At 68.4% G+C, this 17,838-nt stretch carries 17 protein-coding genes and 3 pseudogenes; 11 read left to right on the plus strand and 9 right to left on the minus strand.

From position 1 onward, the window contains the following. Positions 1–161: 161 nt before the first annotated feature. Positions 162–763 (plus strand): annotated as a pseudogene (locus Q0Z83_RS19560) (IS256 family transposase); the annotation flags it as partial. Positions 764–917: 154 nt separating this feature from the next. Here the strand turns inward: Q0Z83_RS19560 and Q0Z83_RS19565 are convergent. Further along, positions 918–1,286: a WD40 repeat domain-containing protein gene (locus Q0Z83_RS19565; RefSeq protein WP_317795393.1), complete on the minus strand. Its 369-nt coding sequence runs from the start codon at positions 1,284–1,286 to the stop codon at positions 918–920. Between the two features lie 336 nt (positions 1,287–1,622). Here Q0Z83_RS19565 and Q0Z83_RS19570 point away from each other — a divergent pair, with 336 nt between their 5' ends. After that, on the plus strand, positions 1,623–2,849 hold the full coding sequence (locus Q0Z83_RS19570; protein ID WP_317795394.1) for a GAF domain-containing sensor histidine kinase: 1,227 nt from the start codon (positions 1,623–1,625) through the stop codon (positions 2,847–2,849). 338 nt (positions 2,850–3,187) lie between these two features. Here the strand turns inward: Q0Z83_RS19570 and Q0Z83_RS19575 are convergent, their stop codons facing one another. Next, positions 3,188–3,478: a hypothetical protein gene (locus Q0Z83_RS19575; RefSeq protein ID WP_317795395.1), complete on the minus strand. Its 291-nt coding sequence runs from the start codon at positions 3,476–3,478 to the stop codon at positions 3,188–3,190. Between the two features lie 144 nt (positions 3,479–3,622). Here Q0Z83_RS19575 and Q0Z83_RS55810 point away from each other — a divergent pair. Both Q0Z83_RS55810 and Q0Z83_RS19585 read left to right on the plus strand, forming a co-directional pair. Further along, positions 3,623–3,865, plus strand: a pseudogene (locus Q0Z83_RS55810) (ATP-binding protein); the annotation flags it as partial. Between the two features lie 172 nt (positions 3,866–4,037). Then, positions 4,038–4,373: a response regulator gene (locus Q0Z83_RS19585; RefSeq protein WP_317797100.1), complete on the plus strand. Its 336-nt coding sequence runs from the start codon at positions 4,038–4,040 to the stop codon at positions 4,371–4,373. Between the two features lie 50 nt (positions 4,374–4,423). Here the strand turns inward: Q0Z83_RS19585 and Q0Z83_RS19590 are convergent, their stop codons facing one another. The 4 genes and pseudogenes from Q0Z83_RS19590 to Q0Z83_RS19610 all read right to left on the minus strand — a co-directional run bounded on the left by Q0Z83_RS19590 (position 4,424) and on the right by Q0Z83_RS19610 (position 7,748). Next, a complete protein-coding gene (locus tag Q0Z83_RS19590) occupies positions 4,424–4,657 on the minus strand; it encodes a response regulator (RefSeq protein WP_317795396.1) in 234 nt (77 codons plus the stop codon). 434 nt (positions 4,658–5,091) lie between these two features. Beyond that, positions 5,092–6,909, minus strand: coding sequence for a serine/threonine-protein kinase (locus tag Q0Z83_RS19595; protein ID WP_317795397.1), 1,818 nt, complete (start codon positions 6,907–6,909; stop codon positions 5,092–5,094). A 10-nt stretch (positions 6,910–6,919) separates the two neighbouring features. Further along, a pseudogene (locus Q0Z83_RS55815) lies at positions 6,920–7,425 on the minus strand (Na+/H+ antiporter NhaA). Continuing rightward, on the minus strand, positions 7,422–7,748 hold the full coding sequence (locus Q0Z83_RS19610; RefSeq protein ID WP_317795399.1) for an ArsR/SmtB family transcription factor: 327 nt from the start codon (positions 7,746–7,748) through the stop codon (positions 7,422–7,424). The pseudogene Q0Z83_RS55815 and the gene Q0Z83_RS19610 overlap by 4 nt, the downstream one beginning before the upstream one ends. A gap of 64 nt (positions 7,749–7,812) precedes the next feature. Between Q0Z83_RS19610 and Q0Z83_RS19615 the strand changes: the two genes are divergently transcribed. Then, positions 7,813–8,883, plus strand: a complete 1,071-nt coding sequence (locus tag Q0Z83_RS19615) for a flavin-containing monooxygenase (RefSeq protein WP_317795400.1) — start codon at positions 7,813–7,815, stop codon at positions 8,881–8,883. Beyond that, the gene (locus Q0Z83_RS19620) at positions 8,880–9,710 is read left to right on the plus strand and encodes a hypothetical protein (protein WP_317795401.1); all 831 of its coding nucleotides are present in this window, start codon (positions 8,880–8,882) and stop codon (positions 9,708–9,710) included. The genes Q0Z83_RS19615 and Q0Z83_RS19620 overlap by 4 nt, the downstream gene beginning before the upstream one ends. A gap of 10 nt (positions 9,711–9,720) precedes the next feature. Here the strand turns inward: Q0Z83_RS19620 and Q0Z83_RS19625 are convergent, their stop codons facing one another. Continuing rightward, positions 9,721–9,912, minus strand: a complete 192-nt coding sequence (locus Q0Z83_RS19625; RefSeq protein WP_317795402.1) for a hypothetical protein — start codon at positions 9,910–9,912, stop codon at positions 9,721–9,723. Between the two features lie 69 nt (positions 9,913–9,981). On the opposite strand from Q0Z83_RS19625, the gene Q0Z83_RS19630 reads away from it, so the two are divergent. The 4 genes from Q0Z83_RS19630 to Q0Z83_RS19645 all read left to right on the plus strand — a co-directional run bounded on the left by Q0Z83_RS19630 (position 9,982) and on the right by Q0Z83_RS19645 (position 12,215). Beyond that, the gene (locus Q0Z83_RS19630; RefSeq protein ID WP_317795403.1) at positions 9,982–10,134 is read left to right on the plus strand and encodes a hypothetical protein; all 153 of its coding nucleotides are present in this window, start codon (positions 9,982–9,984) and stop codon (positions 10,132–10,134) included. Positions 10,135–10,592: 458 nt separating this feature from the next. Next, positions 10,593–10,898: an ArsR/SmtB family transcription factor gene (locus Q0Z83_RS19635; RefSeq protein ID WP_317795404.1), complete on the plus strand. Its 306-nt coding sequence runs from the start codon at positions 10,593–10,595 to the stop codon at positions 10,896–10,898. A 74-nt stretch (positions 10,899–10,972) separates the two neighbouring features. After that, positions 10,973–11,959, plus strand: coding sequence for a permease (locus Q0Z83_RS19640; protein ID WP_317797102.1), 987 nt, complete (start codon positions 10,973–10,975; stop codon positions 11,957–11,959). Between the two features lie 13 nt (positions 11,960–11,972). Beyond that, positions 11,973–12,215 carry a thioredoxin family protein gene (locus tag Q0Z83_RS19645; protein WP_317795405.1) on the plus strand — a complete coding sequence of 81 codons (243 nt, stop codon included), beginning with the start codon at positions 11,973–11,975 and terminating at the stop codon, positions 12,213–12,215. 493 nt (positions 12,216–12,708) lie between these two features. Here the strand turns inward: Q0Z83_RS19645 and Q0Z83_RS19650 are convergent, their stop codons facing one another. Next, positions 12,709–14,883: a DUF6745 domain-containing protein gene (locus tag Q0Z83_RS19650; protein ID WP_317795406.1), complete on the minus strand. Its 2,175-nt coding sequence runs from the start codon at positions 14,881–14,883 to the stop codon at positions 12,709–12,711. A gap of 575 nt (positions 14,884–15,458) precedes the next feature. On the opposite strand from Q0Z83_RS19650, the gene Q0Z83_RS19655 reads away from it, so the two are divergent. Beyond that, positions 15,459–16,904 (plus strand): tetratricopeptide repeat protein, encoded by a 1,446-nt coding sequence (locus tag Q0Z83_RS19655; RefSeq protein WP_317795407.1) that lies wholly within the window; start codon positions 15,459–15,461, stop codon positions 16,902–16,904. A gap of 242 nt (positions 16,905–17,146) precedes the next feature. Here the strand turns inward: Q0Z83_RS19655 and Q0Z83_RS19660 are convergent, their stop codons facing one another. Beyond that, on the minus strand, positions 17,147–17,809 hold the full coding sequence (locus Q0Z83_RS19660; protein ID WP_317795408.1) for a leucine-rich repeat domain-containing protein: 663 nt from the start codon (positions 17,807–17,809) through the stop codon (positions 17,147–17,149). Positions 17,810–17,838: the final 29 nt, after the last annotated feature.

Here is a 17,838-nt window from a genome sequence, read left to right on the forward strand (position 1 = left end):
GCCGAGATGCGGTGGTGCCCCACCGAATCCGTAGACCGCAATGGTCGACACCGTCGGGTCACGTCCACCGAAGTGGTGTATGACCTGGACTTTCCGGGACGAACGAGGCGGCCACCGCAGATCCTTCGGATTGTTCGAAGATCACGAAGGAGAGACCTGCGATGGCCGCAGAACCGAGTTTGGACCTTGCCGGTTTGCTGGGCGCGCATTTGGAATCGGCGAGCCCTGATGTGCTGCAGTCCCTGGTCAAGACGTTCGCCGACGCGTTGATGTCCGCTGAGGCCGACGCCCTCTGCGGTGCCGGTCACGGCGAGCGCACCGTCGAGCGGACCAACTCGCGCAACGGTTACCGTCAGCGGGAGTGGGACACCAGGGCCGGCACCATCGAGCTGGCCATCCCGAAACTGCGTACGGGCTCGTACTTTCCGGACTGGCTGCTGGAACACCGTCGCCGCGCTGAGCAGGCCCTGGTCAGCGTCGTGGCGACCTGTATCTGCTCGGGGTGTCGACGCGGCGGATGCAACGTCTGGTGGAGCAACTCGGCGTCAAGTCGCTGTCCAAGAGTCAGGTATCGGAGATGGCCCGGCACCTCGACGTCCAGGTCGAGGCGTTCCGTAACCGGCCGCTGGACCAAGGTCCGTACACGTTCGTGTGGACCGACGCGCTGGTCATCAAGGTCCGCGAGCACGGCCGCACGGTCAACGTCCATGCGCTGGTCGCGGTGGGCGTCAACGCTGACGGCGGCCGTGAGGTGCTAGGCCTCGACAACCACAGAGCCCGTATAGACGAACGCTCTTGAGCGCGCCCCGCCGCCGCGCTGGCTGCGATCTACGGCCTACCTCGTCTGCCATGCCGCCACGAACTCACACCATCCGCACCGGCCCGAAACGCTTGGCGGCGGCCTCCGTGCCGATGCCTCATACCTCCCGGGCCACCTCGCCGGGGTCGGGTGGCCAGAGCGCCGCCGCGTTGTCCGAGAGCCGGGTGACCAGCGTGTCATCGGCGGCGAATGCCGGGTCGCTGCTGGCGTTGAGGTGGCCGGTGACCTGTGCGGTGAGCGCTCCGGTGGCGGTGACCCGGAGCCTGACGGTGTTGTCGTCACCGGCGAAGGCCGCGATCGTGCGGCCGTCCGAGGAGAAGCCGACGCTGTCAATGTTGTCTGGGCGTATACCGAACTGCCGCACCTGGCACGCACCGTCGTCGATGTAGAGCTCGATGCGGAGGTCCACGCCCACGACGGCGAGCTCATCGTCGATCTGGAGCACACCCGTTTCATCGACTCGCACCTGGTCGCCAGTCTCGTCGCCGGATACCAGGCGGCCCTGACGGCAGAGCGTGGGTTCACGGTCGTCAACGCCCACGGCATCGTCCGGCAGGTTCTCGACGTCACCGGCCGGGCGGGGCTGCTCTGCGCCTGAACCCGGCCCCAAGGAGACGCGAGGTCGCAGAGATGTCCGCCAGTGGGGTCTTTGGCACGTCGAGGACCGGTCGGGTGCAGATCAGGAGCAGATTCCCCGCGGCTATGGATACGTCCTGAAGGCCGTCACTAACCTGGACACGCGTTTCGCGGCCAGCGGTTGAAAAGACAGCCGCATCAATGGTGTGCGACCGTGGAGGTGGGCATGGCCATCGCACCGGAGACCGCCGCGGGCCTCGATGCCCGCGCCCAGCGGCTGCTGGGCGTGGTCCAGCAGTTATCTGCCGCTCATACCGATCAGGCGGTTCGTGACATCACCCGGCACGCCGCCCGCCACCTGCTCGACGCCGACGGCGCCACCTTCGTCCTGCGCGACGGCGACCAGTGCCACTACGTCGACGAGGACGCCATCGCACCGCTGTGGAAAGGTCAACGATTCCCCCTGAGCGCCTGCATCAGCGGCTGGGCAATGCTCAACCGGCAGAGCGTCGTCATCCCCGACATCTACGCCGACCCGAGAATCCCGCACGACGCCTACCGGCCCACCTTCGTCCGCAGCCTGATCATGGTGCCCATCCGAGCCCGTGACCCGATCGGCGCCATCGGCGTCTACTGGGCCGACCAGCATGCCGCCGGCCCCGACGAGGTCGCCCTCGTGCAAGCCCTCGCCGACACCACCTGCGTCGCCATCGAGAACGTGCGCCTCATCAACGACCTCGAGACCCGGGTCCGGGCCCGCACCGCGCAACTGGAGCGACTGCTCAGCATCGTCAGCCACGAACTCCGCAATCCCCTGCTGGCCGTGCTCGGCACCCTGGAAATCCTCGGCGACCAGCGACTGCCCGCCGACGTCGAGCCGTCGATACGCCTGATGCAACGCAACGCCGACCGCATGCTGCACATCGCCAACGACCTGATCGACCTCGACCGGCAACGATCCGGCACCTTCACCGTACGGCCCGAGCCCACCACCACCGGCGCCATCGCCCGCCAGGTCGCCGACACCGCCGGCCCCGTCGCCCATACCGCCGGCATCCACCTGGTCATCGACGTCGCCGACCATCGAATCACCGTCGACCCGCACCGCATCTGCCAGGCCCTGATCAACCTGGTCACCAACGCGATCAAATTCTCCCCGCCCGGCGGCACCGTCACCTTCACCGGGCACAGCGACCAGGCCGGAACCTCCTTCACCGTCGCCGACCACGGCCGCGGCATCCCCGGGGGCCAACTCGAGCGGATCTTCGAATGGCAGGCCCAGGTCACCCCGGACACCGACAGCCGCATCGCTCACGGCGCCGGCCTCGGACTGGCCATCACCCAGGCCATCGTCCATGCCCACCATGGCACCATCACCGTGCACAGCGACCCCCACCAGGGAACCCGCTTCACCGTCCATCTACCGCCCGGTGAAGGTGACGCCTTCTGTTGAACACCGCCTCGTGAAGGACGGCACACACTTGAGGGACTCCTCACAAGGTATCGGCTGACTGTGCCACTCCTCCGGGGATGTCCCTCCCGGGCCCCGCCCAGCGAACCCGCGAGTCCGGCAGCCGTTACTTCGCCGCGGTCAGCCATCGGGCGATGGGCACTGGGGGAACCGCTGTACGCCAAACGCGAGGACGGCAGCGTGTTGCCCGCCGAGATCAGCCTGTCCGGCCTGCACACCGACACGGGACTGCTGGTCTCCGCCGCGGTACGCGACATCAGCGACCGGCTGCGCGCCGAACCGAACGCGCCCGGCTCCGTGAAGAGGCCGAACGGGCGAAGCTACAGCACACGCAGCGCATCAAAAACCTCGGCCAGCTCGCCGCCGGGATCGCCCGCGACTTCAACAACCTGCTCGCCGTCATCATCAACTACACCGAATTCGTCACCGACACCAACGCCGAGCACCTCGACGAAGCCGACGGGCAGCGCTGGATCGGTGAGGTAAACCGCGATGCCCCTCAGATCCTGCGGGCCACCCGCCGAGGCGCCGATCTGACCCGCCAACTGCTCGCCTTCGCTCGCCAGGACGTCACCCGCCCCGAAGTCATCAAGGTCGCTGACGTCATCCACAACGTCGAAACCATGCTGCGCCGCTCGCTGTGCGGACACATCCTGCTCACCACCCACTGCCCCGGCGACTGCGGGCCCGTACTGTTCGACCCGGGTCAGCTGGAGCAGGTCCTGGTCAACCTCGCCGTCAACGCCTGCGACGCCATGCCCGGTGGCGGTGCGCTCACCGTCGACACCGCCAGCGTGCTCGTCGACGCCGGCTACCTCACCCAGCGCCCTGAACTCGCCGTCGGCGAGTACACCCGGCTATGCGTCAGCGACACCGGCATGCCCCAATCCGTCATCGACCGGGTCTTCGAGCCGTTCTTCACCACCAAGGCCCTCGGCCAGGGCACAGGCCTCGGCCTGGCCATGGTGTACGGGCTGGTCACCGCCGCCGGCGGCACCGGGCGCATCTACTCCGAAGAAGGCCTGGGCACCACCATCACCATCATGCTGCCCGTCACCGCCCAGCATCCCGCCACCCCTACGCGCGACCGCTCGTCGCGCACGATACGCGGGCACGGCGAGACCGTCCTGCTGGTCGAGGACGAGCCCGCCCTTCGGCAGGTGTCAGCGCCTGCTCACCGCCGGCGGCTATCAGGTGCCGGCCCCCGACGACAGCACCGCCGCCCTCGACACCGCCCGCCACCACGACGAGCGCATCGACCTGCTGCTGACCGATGTCGTCATGCCGCACCTGCTCGGCACCGCCCTCGCCGGGCAGGTCACCGCAATGTACCCCGAGACGAAAGTGCTGTTCATTTCCGGCTACGCCACCCCGGTGCTGGCCGCGCACGGGACCATCGGCCCGGACGTCACCCTGCTGGAGAGGCCCTTCACCCGCACCCACCTGATCGCCGCAGTACATGAGGCTATGCACGGTGATTCACCGGAAGCGACATCGCGGCGGTAATCGTCACGATCAGCCAGCCATCCCCTCCGTCAGACCACCACTGATGATCACTACGGGGATGTCACACGGCAGCGGATCGTCGCGCAGTGCGCGGCACAACCCCAGCCGTCGAGGACCGGCATGTCAAGGTCGGTGACCACGAGATCGGGTCGCCGCGAGCGGGCCGCCTCCAGCGCGGTGGCACCGTCGCCGGCGGCGATCACCTCGAAATCGGCCCGACGTAGCAACCGCTGCAGCAGTTGCGTGATGCCGGCGTCGTCCTCGGCGAGGAGTATCACGGACATGACATGACTCCCGGCGACGCGGGTGACCTCCGGTGCGGTCATCGACCTCCAGTCTGCGTCCCCGAGAGGCCTACAACCGGCGATCCCGTTCATGAAATCCCCACGGGCCTGTTGCAACGCCGGTGTCCGCAGATCGGAAAGCCGGGCCGCACGGTGCAGACATAGGGCGAGGTGGTGAACAGCACGACCAGCTCACCTATGTGGTGACCGGCCTCGACGGCCGGCCGGAACCGGCTGGCCGGGTTGATGGTGTACTCGTCGCGGCGCCCCACAGGTTCGCGGCGCGGACGACCGCCGGCTTGCAGGTCGGCGGCGACGGCATCCCTGTTCGGTAGTCACGTCCTCGGTGGCGACGTCGCGAGGCAGGACGGTCGGAACACGCGCAACGGCCAGTGGCACCTGAGCAGACCGTTTCGGTTTCATGGTCTCCCGGTTCAGGGGTCGGGAAGCTTCAGGTCGGGATCGGTACTGAGGCGTTTATACGTTTCGTAGCTGGTGCCGTCATTGAGGGCGAGATCATTGGCGGAGCAGGTGTACGGGTACGTCTCGTCCTGTTTCGGGTAGACGGTGACCGGTAGCTGGTCGCCGTTCTCGGTGATCTCGAGGGTCTGCCGGCTGACGATTCCGTCGAGGGTGAGCACACCGTTGTCGGTCCTCGCCCGCTGGTCGCGAGTGCCTCGGATGGTCTCGGCGTACTTGTTGCCGTTGATGGTGGCGGTCAGCGCAGAGGCTCGGCTGTAGTCATCGGTGGAATTGCCGTCCGGCCGGATGCGTCTGATGACGTCCTTGGCTCCGGTGACCGAGAAGACCTCCGTCCGGATCTTGAGCCTCTTGCTGAAAGCCACCGACTGCCAGGTCCCGACCAGACAATCGTCGAGGTCCGTGTCGCCGGGCCCGAGGCCGCCGGGGCGCGAGGTCTGCCCGATCCCGGAGGAGGACGGCGACGCGGTGCCGGACGTTGTCATCTGACCCGCTAGGCCGGCGTCGGTCGTGAGACTCGTCGTCGTGTCGTTACCCGCAGCGATCAGGTCGGGGTAGAGCCTCAGCAGGGTGCCGGCGAGCGCGAGGACGACCACGGCGGCGACGGTGACTGCCACAGTGCGCCGCCAGCCCCGGCGAGCACCAGACGCGGGCCCGGGATGGGCCGGCAGCGGTGTGGCGGCAGGCGGCGGGGCTTCGGCCGCCCAGGCATGGGCGAGGATGGTGGACCTGTCCGGCCCTGCAGGGTCACCGCCCGTATCGGTGGTCACGGTCGCATCGTCGAGGTTCGGCCGGGTCGGGGCGGCGACGGTCGGGGCCGGCGCGACCGCCGTAGGAGGCAGACCGTCGGTGTCGTCACTGTCGGTGTTGCGCCGTAGGAACGGCAGCCATGCGCGCGGGCCTGGGCTCGTGCCGCCACCACGGTCGGCGGCGTCCAGGTTCGCGATGACGTTCTGCAGCAGGGTACGGGCCTGTTCGATGTTCAGCCGTCGGGCCGGATCCTTCTCCAGCAGGCCTTTGATCAGCGGCCACAACCGCCCGGCGTAGGCCGGTACGGCAGGACGATGCTCGAGCACGGCCATCAGCGTGGCCGGGGTGCTATCGCGCTGGAACGGGGATACGCCGATGACGGCGGTGTACAGGGTCACCCCGAGGGCCCACAGGTCGGACGCGGCGGTAGCGGGCAGCCCGTTGATACGCTCCGGCGCCAGATAGGCCGGAGACCCGACCATCTGGCCGGTGGCCGTCAGCGCGGTCCGGTCGTAGATGGTGGCGATACCGAAGTCGGTGAGCACCACCCGGTCCTCGGCGAGCAGGATGTTGGCCGGTTTGACGTCGCGATGCGCCACCCCTTCGCGGTGCGCCGCGCGGAGCGCGTCGAGCACCTGGAGCCCGACCTCGGCGGCCTGCCGTTCACTGAGCAGCCCCTGCGCTGCGATGACGTCGGCGAGAGAACGGCCGTCGATCAACTCCATGACGATCCACGGCCGGCCGGCCTCCTCGATCACGTCATGGACCGTGATGATGCCGGGATGCCGTAGCCGGGCCGCTGCCTGCGCCTCCCGGATGACCCGGCGCACCACCGGATCGGACGGATCCATCGCAGCGTCGCCCGCCGCGGGCAGCCACACTTCCTTGAGCGCCACCCGCCGTGCGAGCAGAGTGTCCTCGGCCTGCCACACCGCACCCATGCCACCGCGCCCGAGCATCCGGCCCAACCGGTAACGCCCCCCGACCGTCCGCCCCGAGCCCGTGCCGCCGCCCTCGCTCATGACGGTGAATCTATCGAACCGGTCCACAAAGGTGGCACCATCGGGCCATCCCGCATCCGCAACGGGTCCGCGACGGCAGCCACCACCAGGAACGAACCCGCCGCTGCACCAGGCACGCGAACAGCCCCAACGGAACGAGGGCGGCGGCCCGCGGCAGCAGGTTCAGGAAACTGGTGTTGAACATCGCGATGATCACAATGGCGAGCAGGTCGCCGACCACCGCGAGTGTCAGCAGGAGGTACGCAACGCGGCCGGCAGATGCGTGGAGATCAACGCCGGCACCACAAGGGCGAACGCGATGTCGGCGGCGGTCGGCCACCGCCCACCCCCCGCAACGGCCCGCCCGCCACACCGGCGTTGACCGCGACTTGGATCAGCGCGGGCACGGCCATGCCGCTGACCCACCGCGGCGACCGGCAGCACCGCCCGCCTGGGATCACGTAGGTCCCCGGCAACGAACTCGCGTTTGAGTTCGAAACCCCGGGTTGGGTCGCCGCGAGCATCCGGACCGATCAACGACTGACCTGGTCGTCGGATGGGGGCGGGCAGCAGCAGTTCAGGTAGCTCTGCAGGTCGGCGAGCCGGGCGCTGATCGCCGTTGAGTCGGCGCGGTAGTGGACGAGTTTGCCGTCGCGACGGGAGGTGACCAGGCCGCTGCGGCGCAGGATGGCGAGTTGTTCGCTGGCGCTGGATTGGCCGAGGCCGCAACCGGTGGCGATCTCGCCGACGGTGCGTTCGTCGCCGTCGGCGAACAGCAGCATGATCTGCTGGCGGGTCTCGCTGGCGAGGGCTTTGAGGAAGTCCTGCGTGAGCCCGTCGAGCGGGATGGGTGTGGTCATCGGCTTCCAGTGTCCCCTCATACCATCATTTCGTCATTTCCCGATGTGACGATACATTGCTGGTATGACTTCCGCTGACCTCGTCGTCATCGGTGGTGGCCAGTCCGGCCTGGCCACCGCACACGCCGCTCTGCGCCGCGGCCTGCGGCCGCTGGTCCTGGACGCGTCACCCGAGCCGGGCGGGTCGTGGCCGTCGTACTACGACAGCCTGACCCTGTTCTCCCCGGCCCGGTTCTCCGCATTGCCGGGCCGGGCCTTCCCTGGTGACCCGGACCGGTATCCGCTACGCGACGAGGTCATCGAGTACCTGGCCGCTTACACCGCCGGCCTCGACGCTGAGATCCGCTTCAGCACCCGGGTCGAACAGGTCACCACGGCCGACGACGGCACCTTCACCGTCGCGATGGCCGGCAGCTCGCCGGTACAGGCCCATGCTGTGGTGGCGGCCAGCGGTGGTTTCGGCACGCCGTACCGGCCGTCGTTGCCGGGTTTGGAGTCGTTCACCGGCCGGGTGCTGCACGCCGCCCAGTACCGCAACCCGGACGGCTTCGCCGGAGCGCGGGTGGTGGTGGTCGGTGGCGGGAACTCGGCGGTGCAGATCGCGGTCGAGCTCGCCGGGCTCGCGAGGGTCACCGTGGCGACGCGTGGGCCGTTGCGGTTTCAGCGGCAGCGGATTCTGGGCCGGGATTTCCACTGGTGGCTGACCCGTACGGGCTTGGACAGCTCGGTGCTGGGTCCGCGGCTGGTGTCCGGGTCGGTGCCGGTGATCGACGACGGCCGGTACCGGGCCGCGATCCGGGCGGGGCGCCCGGATCAGCGGCCGTTGTTCGAGCGGCTCGACGGTGACCGGGTGGTGTGGGCCGACGGTGCGGCGGAGCCGGTGGATGTGGTGTTGCTGGCTACCGGTTATCGGCCGGACCTGCCGTATCTGGCCGGGCTCGGCGCCGTGGATGCGTCGGGGGCTGCCTTGCATGATGGCGGGGTGTCGACGGTGGTGCCGGGGTTGGGGTTCGTGGGGTTGGAGCGGCAGCGTAGTTTCGCCTCGGCGACGCTGCGCGGTGCCGGCCGGGATGCCGCTTTCGTGCTGGACCGGCTGCTGCGTCGTGTGGGTCGGCATGTCGCGGTGGCCCGGTGAGTACGGCTGCGGTCGCGGTTCTGCTGGTCGCGTCGATGCTGGCCGTCGGCACGGCGGCGATCGTGGAGGACTTCCGTGCCTTGGTGCGGCGGCGCGGGCTGGTGGCGGTCGCTGTCGCTGCCAACGTGGTGGTGCTGCCGGGGTTGGCGGTCGCCTTGGTGACGGCTGCGGGTCTGGCTCCGGAGGTGGCGCTCGGGGTGGTGCTGGCCGCGGCGGCTCCCGGTGGTGGCACCGGTGCGTTGTTGACGTTGCATGCTCGCGGGGATCTGGCGGTCAGCACCGGCCTGCAGGTCCTGCTCGGCCCGCTGGGGCTGGTGTCCGTGCCGGTGTGGGCGGCGGCCGTGGGCCAGGGCGCGGTTCCGGCCGGTGGTGTGGGCCTGCTGGTGGTTGGCGGTGGGTTGCTGGGTCAGGTGGTGCCGCTGGCGGTGGGGATGTGGCTGCGCCGGTCGCGGCCGCAGACAGCCGCACGGATTCATCCGGTGACCCGGCGGGTGGCGGACGTGCTGCTGGCCGTCCTGGTGCTGTATTTCCTGATCACGGGCGTCGGGCGGCTGCCACAGGTCGGCTGGGCGGGCGTCACGGTGATCGCGGTCCTGGTGATCGTGAGCGTGGCGCCGGTGGTGCTGCCGTGGTGCGGTTCGGTGGCACAGCGGCGAGCGGTGGCGATGACGACGGGGGTGCGGAACCTGACGCTGGGCCTGTTCTTCGCAGCCGCCGCGTCACCGACAGTGGTGCTCGCCGTCCTGGCGTACGGGCTGCTCATGTACGGGATCTGTGTTCCGGTGGCGTTGACCTTGGCCCGGTCGAAACCGATCGCCGCGGCATGACGCGTCTCCGTCAGCTAGCCCGGGCGCGGGGAGGTGCGGTGTCGGCCCGGGCGAGGATCCCAGCGACAGCGACCAGGCCCGCGCCACCGATGACCGACAGGACGGTCCGGTAGTCGCCGGAGGCGGTGAGCAGGAAGGCTGCGGCCGCCGTCGACACCGACGAAGCGCTCGAGGCCGCCTGCACCGACCTCGCCGATCGCATCAACCGGATCACGCCCTCCCTCACCATCGGAGCCGACCATGGCTGACCTCACCCCACCTCCACGTCTCCGTGGACCAGCAACTCGCGCTGCACGCCGCCGCCGTCAGGCTGACCGGCAAGTTCACCGGCCTCTACAGCTCGGAAACCATAGAGCGGTTCCTGCACACCGGCTACGACCAGTTCGCACCTCCCACACCATCCCGAACTACCTGCCGCTGCTGACCGAACGCTTCGCCCGCCAGCGCCTACAGGCCCTGGCCCGCGCCGAAGGTCACGACCGCGGCGGCAAACCGGTCGTGCTGTTCCTGTGCACCCACAACGCCGGCCGCTCCCAGATGGTCCTCGGCTTCTTCACCGCGCTCGCCGGCGACCGGGCGATCGCCTGGTCCGGCGGCTCGGAACCCGGCACTCAGGTCGACCCGGCCGTGATCACGGCGATGACCGAACGCGGCCGAGCAGGTCCGCCCCATCCGCGACGACCTCGAACGCCGCGTCCGCCGACTGCTCGACCAGCTCGCCATCCCCCCGCTCCGACCACGTCCACCGACACGACCTGGAGTCACACCCCTGTCATGCACCCCGCTGCTGGTAACCGTTGTTGGGCCGACGGCCCATCAGTCCTTGTCGAACGGGCCGACAGGACCTGCATAGGCCGACGACGACGGGTGGACGCTGCAGGGGTGAACACTTCAACGGCGATTGCAGCAACCCCGATCGAATCGGCGGCGCTGCTGGACGTGGCCGCCGACCCGGTGCGGTGGCGGCTGCTCGCCCATCTGGGCGACGGCCGGACCCGATGCGTCTGCGATCTGCATCCGGTCGCCGCGGTAGCACCGAATCTGCTGTCGTACCACCTCAAGGTGCTGCGCGAGGCAGGCCTGGTGACCGCCCGGCGACGCGGGCGCTGGATCGACTACACCATCGCCGGCGACGCCGCCGTCCGGCTCCGCAACGCGCTGCCCGCCTTCCCCGGCAGGCCGCGATGACCAGCAGCCCGATACACACACCGGGCGTCGGCGGTTGGCACCGCCCGGCCGCCCAGGGTGGAGCCTTGGCGGCCGTGGCCTGCGTGTGGCTGGCCGCGTACCAACTGAACCAGCCGTGGTGGGATCTGGTCGTCTACGAATGGCTGGACCTGGACGCCGGATCCCGGCTGGGTTCGGGCGTGCACTTCTTCCTCTACGACAGCGTCAAGATCCTGCTGCTGCTCACCGGCATCATCTTCGTGATCACGATCGGACGCTCCTACCTCAGCCTGGAACGCACCCGAGCCCTGCTGGGCGGGCGCCGCGAAGGCGTCGCCAACCTCGCCGCAGCGGGACTCGGTGTCGCCACCCCGTTCTGTTCCTGCTCCGCGGTGCCGGCGTTCATCGGCTTCGTCGCCGCCGGAGTCCCCCTCGGCGTCACCCTGTCGTTCCTGATCGCCAGCCCGCTCATCAACGAGGTCGCCGTCGTGCTGCTCTACGGCATGTTCGGCGCCCGTATCGCCGTCCTCTACGTGATCTCCGGACTGCTGATCGCCACGATCTCTGGATACATTCTCGGCCGGATCAGCCCGGCGCGCTGGGTGGAGGACTTCGTCTACCAGACCACGCTGCGCGGCACGCCCGTCGTGCCGGGGCAACAGCTGACCTGGCCGGACCGCGTCACGATGGGCCGCGAGGAGGTCGTCACGATCCTGCGGAAGGTGTGGCCCTACCTGCTCGCCGGCATCGGCCTCGGAGCGGTGATCCACGGCTGGGCACCCGCGGACTTCTTCACCCGCGCCGCCGGACCGGAGAACCCGTTCGGCCCGCTGGTCGCCGTGGCGATCGGGGCGCCGCTGTACTCCAACGCCGCAGGCATCCTGCCGCTGGTCGAGGTCCTCTACGCCAAAGGCATGGCGATCGGCACCGTCCTCGCCTTCATGATGAGCGTCGTCGCACTCTCGCTACCCGAACTGATCCTGCTACGCCGCGTCCTCAAACCACCGCTACTCGCCGCCTTCGTCGGCGTGGTCGCCACCAGCATCGTGGTCACCGGCTACCTGTTCAACGCCATCCTCTGAAAGGAACGGCACCATGATCGTCAAGATCCTCGGGCCTGGCTGCACCAACTGCCACACCCTGGAGAGACTCACCCGCGACGCGCTCACCGAACTGAACCTGACCGCCGAGGTCACCAGCGTCACCGACTATCCGACCATCGTCGGCTACGGCGTCATGAGCACACCCGCCCTCGTCGTCAACGACCACGTCGTCCTGGCCGGACACATCCCCACCACGGACCAACTACGGGACCTGCTGATCAACGCAGCTGTCTGACCGCCACCAATTGACGGGCTCCCCATCCGATCGCCGTACGCCGCCGGTGAATCGGTCGACCGTCGGGACCACCGCGGACGAATCGAGACAACAGCAGCCGACTTCCGTATCCCGCCACCACCACGATCATGGATTCACCGGCCCCCGGCAGGACCGGCCGATCAGATGAAGATCACCATACGAGCGTTCGTGTCATCTCGGTACGTCCAAGGAATCAGTGGCCGACGTGCGGCGCAAGAGGTTCGGTCAGGTCTTGAAGTCGCGGCGGTTGAACCAGAGCGCACCGGCGACGACCAACAAAGGCCGACCTCAGCGCCGACCCTGGCATCGATCTCCGCCACGGGCAGGCACGGACCCTTCCGGCGACGGTCCCGCTCGATCGGGCGGAGCCCCCTCACGGCGTCGTTCCCGGGCCCGGTCCCGGCTGCCGGCAGTCTCCGCCCCGGCCGGAAGAGGTCGGCGATGGTCGCGATGTCGCGGGTGAACAGCCATGTCATGGTGGCCATCCGGCGAGGCCGAACGGGGATGGGGGCTTCGCGTTGACGCGATAGGTGCCAGGCCCGACGAGGACGGGCCGCCGGGCGCCGGGAGGGGCCAGGCCGGCGTTCTGGCCTACAGGGATCCTCAGATACAGCAGAGTGCGACCGTCGCCGGGTTCGGGGGCGGCACAGAGGATGTCAGGTGACTGCGGGCCGGGGCGAAGCCAATGGCAGTCGCCGTCCGGTTGAAGAGGGATGCCGTCCTCCGGCAGCCTGTCCCAGGCCGTCTCGGGGAGGTCAACGGCCTGCTGCGCAAAGATCAACAGGCCACCTCGGGACAGCGGCCCGGTAAGGATCGTTGGTTCGTCGGCGGTGCCGGTCTTCGCCGTGTCGGCACCGCGAGCGTCTCGCAGCTGGTGGAAGGTGTCGGCGGAGCAGCCATACAACCAGGCTGCCGCCGCCATGGGGTCTCTGACCCAACCGGGCACGGGTATCGCGTGCCGATCGGGTTCGGCGCAACTGCGGGGATCCTCATCGGTCAGCATCAGCACTTTGACATCGGCCAGATCGTCGAGGTCCCGGTAGAGGCCCAGGACGTGTGTCGGGTCGGCGGGATCTTGGGTGCGGGCGAGGAGGTCCCATCGGGCACGACGAAGGTAGGCGCTCCATCCGATGACGGCGATCGCCGCGCGCCGTACAGCACGGTCGTGCTGGCGGCTGATCGCGTCGGTGGTGCTCTGTTCAATGAGGTCGGCGGTGACGCCGGTGCCGCGCCAGGCGTAGAGCCGGAATCCGTCGGACCACTCGGCGGCTGGTTCGCCGGGATGGTGCAGGCGTCGGGCGCCCGGTGTGCCGGGCTGCCGGGTGGAGCCGATTTCCTCGAGGCGCAGCGTCGTCGGCGGATCGGCGATGACGACGAACTCGGTGTGGGGCCACCACCATCCCGCCTGTGACACACCGGCAAAGTCCTGCACACCGGAGTCGGTACCGCCGGTAAGCGATAGGCGCCCGTCGATGTGATTCACCGGGTAGGCGACGGGACCATTCGGCGTCATCTCGGCGAGCACCTGTTCGATGGTGATGGCTATCGTGTCGACGGGCTCCGAGACCCACTGGCGCTTCGGCGTTCCGGTGTTCCCCCCATCTGCTGTGGGCTGCAGGGCTCGCAGCAGCCGCAGGTGGGCGCGGTCGACGTACTTCAGGGAAACGGGCGGACCCCACCGCCACCGCATCACGGCCCCGACGATCGCGGCGAAACCGACGGCAGGGATCAGAGTCCAGGCCAGCAGCGCGGCGATCCAATCCTGCGTCAGCGGAGCCGAACCCCCGACGATCACGCTCACGATGAACCCGAGAACACAGCCGACAAGAGCAGACCCACCAGCAAACGGGATCACCGCGATACCCTCAGCGAAAGGCGGCGTGAACTCGCGGCCGGTATTGGCGAACACCGCCATGAACAGCACGATCATCAGCAGACCGCCGACGACCGCACCGATCCAGGCGCCGCGACCATGACCGGCTTCATGGCCGGCCGATGGTGGAAGGCTGTTCGGGCTCAGCACGCCCACCATGCCTAGTACCAGCACACAACAGGGCAACGCTACGGCCGCCGCGTAGACAACCGCGCCGTACACCGTGGACCGGACTGCCCGCGTCAGGAACGTGATCATCGCGGTGAACCGGGTGAGCATACGAGTATGCCCCCGGGCGAGGTCGGTGGCCAAAATGGCTCCCTGCAGCGGCGACGCCACCCAGTAAACTCGGCCCGGCCAGCGCAACCCACCACGGGTGTAACAGCGACGGATCGCCTCGACCACTGTCGCACGACCGGCGTCGTCCAGTACCGCCCTGTCGAGGGCAGGTTTCTCGCGTCCATCACCCGGATCCAGAACGTCGGCACCGCTCAGAGGCACCACGGAACTCCCTCCCGCCACCCTCCAAACCATCGTCGCACGCATCTGCGAGCAGGCGCCGCATCGTTTCAACAACACCGGTGATGATCGAGAACAGGGCGTCGAACTCGTGCGTCCACCCTGGAATGACGCCACCGAGGCGGGCGCCATGTCGGCGCTCAAGGAGCCCCCGGTAGGACATGATCCGATCACCCAATTTCTGTAGTCATCGCTCATTGTGACCGCCGCCATTCGCTGTACCCGGCCGACGAGCGCAAAGGCGAAGAACAGCATCGAGGAGCGGGCGAGGCAGTGACCACGGCGGACGCATCAATTCGCGATCATCGACGTGACGTGGCCGTCGTCCTCCAGAGAGAATCCGAGCCGATACCAGAGCAATGCCGTGAGCGAGCAGCCACACCACCCGGCGCCGAACCAGATCGGAGGAAATCCGCGCCGGTCTCGCGTTTGGAGATCGCGTTGAACGACTCGGCCAAGGCGTTCTCGGCCGAGCTGCCGACCTTGCTCATCGGCCGCCGGCCCCGACCGCCACACAAGCAGCAGCGAAGGCAATCGATGTGTACTGCTTGGTTCAAGGAGTCATAGTGGAAGTCGCGCCGGCCATGCCGCCGCAGATTCGCCGAGCGGCGATGAGGGCGTCGATGATCAGGGTGTGGTCGTCGGCTGCTCGGCGAACTCGCTGACGGCGGAACGGTTTCCATGTCCAGCCGTGTCCAACATTGCAGATCGGAGCTGGCCCATGGACCGACAATCAAGATCTCCCCGTCGGCGCGCACCACGGTCTGTGGTCTACCGAGGGGCTCTTACCCCGGCCGGTAGCGGCGACCATACTGCAGGGTGCCGCAGTGGTGACCGGCCATCGTCTGCAATGGGGAGACATCACGATGTTCGACCGATTCCGGAAGGCGAAGCCCGAACCCGTCGAGGCCGACCCACGCCCATTGATCGCTCTTGGCGTACAGGCCCTCCAGAACGGGGAGAAGGAACTGGCGGCCCAGTTGCTGACCCGGGCCGCAGCCACCACGGATCCGACCCTGCTCAGCGACATCGGCAGCCTGCTGTTGGAATGCGGCCGCCGGGACAACGCCTACACGGCCTTCCGCCGCGGTGCCGACCAAGGCGAGGCTGCGGCCATGCACAACCTGGGAGTGCTGTATAAGCAGGACGGCCTCCTCGACGAGGCCGAGCGGTGGTGGCGGGCCGCCTGCGAGCACGGCAACACCGAGACCCACAACAGTCTGGCGAACCTTCTTCGGCTTCGGGGCGATCCGGCCGGAGCTCTGCGACACTACCGGCTCGGAGCCGAGGCCGGATCACCCGACGCGATGGCCAACATGGTCTTGACGCTGGTCGCCGCAGGTGACCGGCAGGGTGCCGGCACCTGGGTGGAGTCGCTGATATCGCTGGGTCATCCGGCGGGAGACTTTCTCCGCCAGGTCGTCTCCGGCGCGGCGGACCGTGGTGAGGACGAGCCCGATTCCGCATCGCAGCCCCCACCGGGACCGCAGAACCAATCAGCGAGGCGGCCCGAACCCCGTCGGGACCCGATCTTTCTCGACGTCAGCGACCCGCTCACCACGGCGGAGAAGCTGCGGATTCAGGTTCAGAACAGCGACGACCCCCACCTGCTGGCCATGGCTGTGGAGGCCGCCCGTATCGCGGTCGAAGCCAGCCGGGACGATGTCGCAGCCACCGCGATGGCACAGGGGATCCTGTGCGTGCTTCTTCGCACCACCGCGGCACGCACCGGCGACCGGTCCGCACTGGACGAGGCGGTGCAGAGCGGGCGGAAAGGTCTCGCCGCCGCCGTGTCCAGCAACAGCCTCCCGGGCAGGGCCGCCGGCGCACTGGCCACCACCCTGATCGACCTGTACCAGATCACCCACGATCCCGACGCGCTCAGCGAGGCGGTCACGACCGCCCGTTTCGCCGGCTCGCAGCACTACCCGGACGACACCGAACACGCAGGTGCCCTGAGCAATCTCGTCAACGCGCTGGTACTGCTCCACCAGCAGAACCGAGACATCACCGTGCTCACCGAGGCGGTGCTCCACGCCCGCCGGTCGGTCGCGTTGGTCACTCCGGCCCACCCCCGATACCCGACGGTCGCCGTGGTGGCAGCCCAGGCACTCACACAATATTGTCTGGCCACCCAGACGCTCGATGCCTTCGAGGAGGCACGCGCACTGGCTCACCAGGCTCTGGCCACGACCTCGGCCGGACATCCCAACCGGCCGACGATCGCCAACCTCGTCGCCATGCTCGACGAGGCAGCCCGCCGCCGCGCTTCTTGAGCGAGGGCACCGATCGGCCGAGGGCAAGCCACCGGCGATCACGGCCCCTTTCGAGAGTTCCGTGAGACGTTCGCTCGAAAGATCACGCGATGGCCGCGCTCTATGCCGGACGGGATGTCCGGCGCAGACGATCACGCCAACCGCGTTACACCGCTATCGGGGACCCCACCGCCGACCACGGCGCAGTGTTGAGCGGGAAAGGCGCCGACCTCAAGACTGAGGTTTCACTCCTTTCAGGAGGATCACCAAAACGATCCTGGCGGTTCCAGCCGCGGGCATCCGGTGTGTGGCGTCGAGAGATAGCCGGGTGCCGGTTGCGGCAGTGACGCCACACACGTGGCGGAACAAGCGTTGACCAGTAACGGCAGCACGTCGGTGGCGACGCGCAAGGAGATCCACACCTGGTGCAGCTCGCGATTGACGGGACCGTCGCAGACACTGCAGGTACGGACCGCGTCCACGCCCCGGACAGCAGGGTCGAGACGGTCGGGCCGGTCGATGGTCGTGACCGGCGACAGATGCGGAAACGATGACCCGTTCCGGAAATTGCCGTACAGCACCCGCGTACTCACCGAACTGTCGCGCAGCCGGAGGCAGCGGGTCACCTCGTACGGAAACCATCGCAGCCGATGTGATTGATACGGCCAGAACTCCTCCAGGTTCGTCATGGCGCCGATCTCCGGCGGCAGCCGCACCAGACGAGTGTTGTAAAGGACCAGCCTTCTGACCTCGGTCAGTTTGGCAATGGTCGGCGGGAGGGTGACGACCTTGAGGCGTTCATCGAAACTCATCTCAGTGAACGGCTGAAATACCTCCCTACCGTCGGCGGCGGCCTCGTCGATCAGCGTGAGCAGCCGACGCCATCCCGGGCTGTCGGTGTCCTGTGGCATGGCGTCGAAGGCCACCGTCCGGTGCCGGGCTGCTGCGGCGTCGC

Source organism: Actinoplanes sichuanensis, assembly GCF_033097365.1.
Taxonomy (GTDB): domain Bacteria; phylum Actinomycetota; class Actinomycetes; order Mycobacteriales; family Micromonosporaceae; genus Actinoplanes; species Actinoplanes sichuanensis.

Bases quoted from the DNA above. Each gene is read 5' to 3' on its own strand.
- Q0Z83_RS19610 (WP_317795399.1), bottom strand. From the start codon at position 7,748: ATGACCACACCCATCCCGCTCGACGGGCTCACGCAGGACTTCCTCAAA.
- Q0Z83_RS19595 (WP_317795397.1), bottom strand. From the start codon at position 6,909: ATGAGCGAGGGCGGCGGCACGGGCTCGGGGCGGACGGTCGGGGGGCGT.
- Q0Z83_RS19590 (WP_317795396.1), bottom strand. From the start codon at position 4,657: ATGTCCGTGATACTCCTCGCCGAGGACGACGCCGGCATCACGCAACTG.
- Q0Z83_RS19615 (WP_317795400.1), top strand. From the start codon at position 7,813: ATGACTTCCGCTGACCTCGTCGTCATCGGTGGTGGCCAGTCCGGCCTG.
- Q0Z83_RS19645 (WP_317795405.1), top strand. From the start codon at position 11,973: ATGATCGTCAAGATCCTCGGGCCTGGCTGCACCAACTGCCACACCCTG.
- Q0Z83_RS19570 (WP_317795394.1), top strand. From the start codon at position 1,623: ATGGCCATCGCACCGGAGACCGCCGCGGGCCTCGATGCCCGCGCCCAG.
- Q0Z83_RS19625 (WP_317795402.1), bottom strand. From the start codon at position 9,912: ATGCGATCGGCGAGGTCGGTGCAGGCGGCCTCGAGCGCTTCGTCGGTG.
- Q0Z83_RS19650 (WP_317795406.1), bottom strand. From the start codon at position 14,883: ATGCTGTTCTTCGCCTTTGCGCTCGTCGGCCGGGTACAGCGAATGGCG.